Genomic DNA, 4,085 nt, shown 5'->3' with positions numbered 1-4,085 from the left:
GCAAAACAGATTGACTATAAATCTGCCGAATTCAAAGCAGTTGCTCAGCAGTTCGCCTGTACATGTGGCTGCGGTCAGGATCATTATGAATGTGATCCCAATACTTGTAATCTAACAACAGAGTTTAAAGCAGACCTAGTTGAGATGATGAATAAGGGCTGGGATAAGGATAAAATACGTGAATATTACATCAATATTTATGGTGAAGAGATATTAACCTCACCTGAGAAAAGTGGCTTTAGTCTAACCGCTTGGATCCTGCCGTTTGTTGTAATCGGAGCTACTGGAATTGCTGTGTTTTTCATCATCCGTAAATGGGTGAAGAAAAAAGGAACAGAAGAAGATGTGGCAGAATACGAGAGTCCCGAGGATGAAGTAGAAGGAGAAATCCTTTCCTCTATCATTGATGAAGAACGCAAAAAGTATCTTTAGGATGTGAACAATATGCAAGATATCACTGTCATTTCCATGATTTTTACAACCATTTTAGCGCTTGCTTGTCTATTTCTAATCTTATCACCTTTATTTAAGTGGGATTCTTATATACAGGTTTCTTCCAAAGGAAAAGATATCAATGCTACCAAAGAAGCACTTTTGACAACTCTTAATGAAATAGAATTTGAGTTCAAGATGGATAAAATCTCACATGCAGATTATAAGCATTTAAAGAAACAATATGAGACAGAAGTGGCTAGTATTATGAAGGACGAAGAAGAATTAATGCAAACGAATATCGACAGAGAGTTAATGGATGAAGTGGAAAAAGAAATTGAAGCTCAGATGAAGACCTATAAGAACAAAAAGGGGGAAGGAAAGTGATCAAAAAAATCACCGTTTTCTTCCTCGGGCTGATGCTGTTAATCCCATTACATAGTTTAGCGACATCAGATACAAAAGTTTCGATTGATATGCATTATATCGTGATTAGTCCTACAGAAGACGGTGGGACGAATATGATGAATATGGTTAACTATACAAATACCGCTGGCCAAGAATTTAAAGGTGACGGAAAAAGCGAAGAAGTCTTAAATGTAACCCTTCCTGAAGGAGCTGAAGATCTTAACTTTTTAGATAATCAAATTGCTTTTAAAGAGGTAGAAAAGGGTTTCATTACAACCACACCCATCCCAGCCAATCAAACCATGGTATTACCCTACAGCTATAGAATGGCAAAGGGGAAAGAAATCAGTTTAAAATCTGACTATCCTGTACAAATGATGCAGATTCTCGTTCCAGAAGGACGAGGAAGTATTGAAGTGAAGGGCGCTGAAGCGACTAGTCAAGGCAGTTTCAAATTTGATGACCAAAATTACTTTGGCTATAGTATTGAAGGACTTAAGGCGAACCAGACGTTTACTCTGGTTTATAACAAAGATGTTCAGCCACCAGCAGATGAGACCAAAAAGGCGGAAACAACTAGCCAAAGTGGAAATAATAGCTCGGTCACACATACAGCTCCTGCTTTCCATAATCCTGGTCATTTAAGAATTTGGGCGCAGTCTCCATTACATTGCTTTAACCCACACGTGTTCTTAATTATTTTAGTGGCGATTGTCATTGCAGGAATCTCTTATTATATCTATTTTAGAAGGAAAGCAAGAATACTAGACGAACGCCTTGGAGCAGATAAGGAAGAGAAGGCATTTAAACTATTAATGACCAAGCAAAAAGCAATTATGGATAAGATCATTGAATTGGAAGAATCCTTCGGTGATGGGAAGCTTTTAGAGGATGAATATCACGCAAAGCTTGAAGCTTATAAACAACATCTTGTCCAAGTAAAATTAAATCTGCGTAATTTTGTAGAGTAGCAGCTGGGATGGGAGAGACTGCAAATGATAGAAATAAAAAAGCTAACGAAGCAAGCCGATAATAAACTTATCTTGCGTGGCGTAGACCTCTTAATAAATAAGGGAGAAACAGTAGCCATCCTCGGACCCAATGGTGCTGGGAAAAGCACACTTCTTAAAGTACTGGCAACCTTAATAAAACCTACATCAGGAATGATAAAGGTTAATGGTATGGATTTGAAAAAAAACCATATAAAAATAAAAAAAATAATGGGTTATTTACCCCATTCCAGTTTGCTTTATGATCATTACACACCATTAGAAAATATTGTCTTCTTCGGAAATATTTATGGTGTTAAAAATGTAGAACAACGAGCAACGGAGCTTGTTAAAGAGGTAGGATTATCATTCTTTTTGAATGAACCTGTAAAGAACTTTTCACGCGGGATGATTCAAAGGATTGCGATCGTAAGGGCAATCGTTCATGAACCAGAAATACTCTTATTGGACGAACCGCACACCGGGTTGGACCAAGGGGCGATTGGGATTCTGAACAACGTGATCCTATCTATGAAGGCAAAAGGGACGACAACCTTGATGGTAACGCATGATTTTAAACAAGCAGCTGAAATCTGCGACAGGATTATTATTGTTAAAAATGGAAAGATTGTCGATGATTTTAGGATTGAAAATCAAAACTTAGGATATGTTTCTGAAAAATATGAACAATTAGTGGAGGGAGTATCATGAACCTTCTTCGAACAGCCCTCTTACTAGCTAAAAAGGATCTATATTCCGAGCTTAAAACAAAGCAGATAATGGTCACACAAATTATATTTGCCGGTCTGGTGATTGTGGTTTTCAGCTTTGCTTTTGACCCTGCTAATAATACAACCAAAGCAGTTATTCCTGGAGTCATTTGGGTAATTATCGTTTTTGCAGGAATATTAGGTCTGAACAGGTCATTTATATCAGAACAGCGGAATGATACGATGCAAGGATTATTGGTGGCGCCAATGGAGGCAGCCAGCATTTATTTAGGAAAGTTCTTAGCTAATTTTACGATGATGCTGATCGTAGAACTTGTTTCGATCCCGTTTTTGTTCCTATTATTTGATTTCAAATTCTATGGAAGCATTCCATATTTTATCTTAGTAGTATTCCTGGGAAGTTTTGGATTTATCTCCATCGGTACCTTCCTAGCTGCATTGGCAGCGAATTCTAAAAGCAGTGAAATGCTGCTTCCGCTATTGCTGTTTCCGATTACAACACCTATCTTAATCGGTGTTGTTCAAGCAACAAGAATCATCCTAACCAACATGGAGAAATTTTCAAGTGCCGTGGCTTGGATTCAGTTGGTTACAGCGTACGATGTTATCTTCTTTGTTGTTTGTTTCATATTAATAGATTATGTGCTGGAGGTTTAAGTGATGAGTATGAATCTCGAACGGGAGAAGGCAGTGCTTTCTGGAACCGAATTAACTGTTAAAAAGAGCCTGGATCTGTCAAAGATTTTATTTGGTGCGACAGTTATATCTATGCTGGTTGCCCTGTATTTTATCTTTATCTTTGCTGCTGAGGAAGTAACGATGGGAGCGGCTCAAAAAATCTTTTATTTTCATGTAAGCTCTGCATGGCTTGCATTCATGGCATTCTTTGTAACATTTGTATTTAGTATTTTGTTTTTAATCAAGCGGAAAAGAATATTTGACACCTATGCCTATATTTCTGCGGAAATTGGTGTTGTGTTTACAATTATCGTTTTAACGACAGGTCCGATTTGGGCAAAATCTTCTTGGAATACTTGGTGGGTATGGGAACCGCGGTTAATTACAACGTTAATTCTATTTTTCATCTATATTGCCTACATTATGATACGACAAATGGATGGAGTTTGGGATAAAAAAGCTAGGCTGGCTGCTGTATTTGGAATTATCGGATTTGCTGACGTTCCAATTGTATTCTTCGCAATTCGCTGGTGGCAAACAAAGTTTCACCCAATTGTATTTGGTGAGGGACCTTCCCAAAAAGGTGGAGGTATTGAAGGTACCATGTTAGTAGCCCTGTTTGTTTCACTTGCGGCATTTACCATTCTTTATTCTTACCTTCTTCATAAAGGTGTTTCTTTTGAAAAAATGAAACTTAAAGTTGAGCGGTATAAAGAAAAATTACGAGAAGACATGGAAAAATAGGAGGAATTAATCATGGGATTTGAATTTATGTATGGTGCGTATTCAGTGGCGTGGGTTGTTATTTTTTCATATATGCTAATTCTTGGTAAGAGACATACAAAAC

General features: G+C 37.6%; 7 protein-coding genes. All 7 read left to right on the top strand.

All coding sequences use genetic code 11. The features are described from left to right. A partial coding sequence (locus V7659_RS07635; protein ID WP_335539179.1) for a cytochrome c-type biogenesis protein CcmH occupies positions 1-432 on the top strand: 432 nt, incomplete at its 5' end. 12 nt (positions 433-444) lie between these two features. Next, positions 445-819, top strand: a complete 375-nt coding sequence (locus V7659_RS07630) for a hypothetical protein (RefSeq protein ID WP_335539177.1) — start codon at positions 445-447, stop codon at positions 817-819. Continuing rightward, a complete protein-coding gene (locus V7659_RS07625) occupies positions 816-1,811 on the top strand; it encodes a hypothetical protein (RefSeq protein ID WP_335539176.1) in 996 nt (331 codons plus the stop codon). Before V7659_RS07630 ends, V7659_RS07625 begins: the two co-directional genes overlap by 4 nt. Before the next feature lie 24 nt (positions 1,812-1,835). Next, positions 1,836-2,540: an ABC transporter ATP-binding protein gene (locus tag V7659_RS07620; RefSeq protein ID WP_335539174.1), complete on the top strand. Its 705-nt coding sequence runs from the start codon at positions 1,836-1,838 to the stop codon at positions 2,538-2,540. Further along, positions 2,537-3,217, top strand: coding sequence for a heme exporter protein CcmB (locus tag V7659_RS07615; protein WP_335539172.1), 681 nt, complete (start codon positions 2,537-2,539; stop codon positions 3,215-3,217). Before V7659_RS07620 ends, V7659_RS07615 begins: the two co-directional genes overlap by 4 nt. Positions 3,218-3,220: 3 nt before the next feature. Continuing rightward, complete coding sequence (locus tag V7659_RS07610; protein WP_283875066.1) at positions 3,221-3,982, top strand: cytochrome c biogenesis protein; 762 nt, start codon at positions 3,221-3,223, stop codon at positions 3,980-3,982. Positions 3,983-3,994: 12 nt separating this feature from the next. Then, positions 3,995-4,085, top strand: a 91-nt coding sequence (locus tag V7659_RS32080; RefSeq protein WP_420491710.1) for a CcmD family protein, incomplete at its 3' end; no start/stop codon positions are given.

It is taken from the genome of Neobacillus drentensis (assembly GCF_036966985.1).
Classification (GTDB): Bacteria; Bacillota; Bacilli; order Bacillales; family Cytobacillaceae; genus Neobacillus; species Neobacillus drentensis_E.
This window is presented reverse-complemented; position numbering and strand designations above follow the sequence as displayed.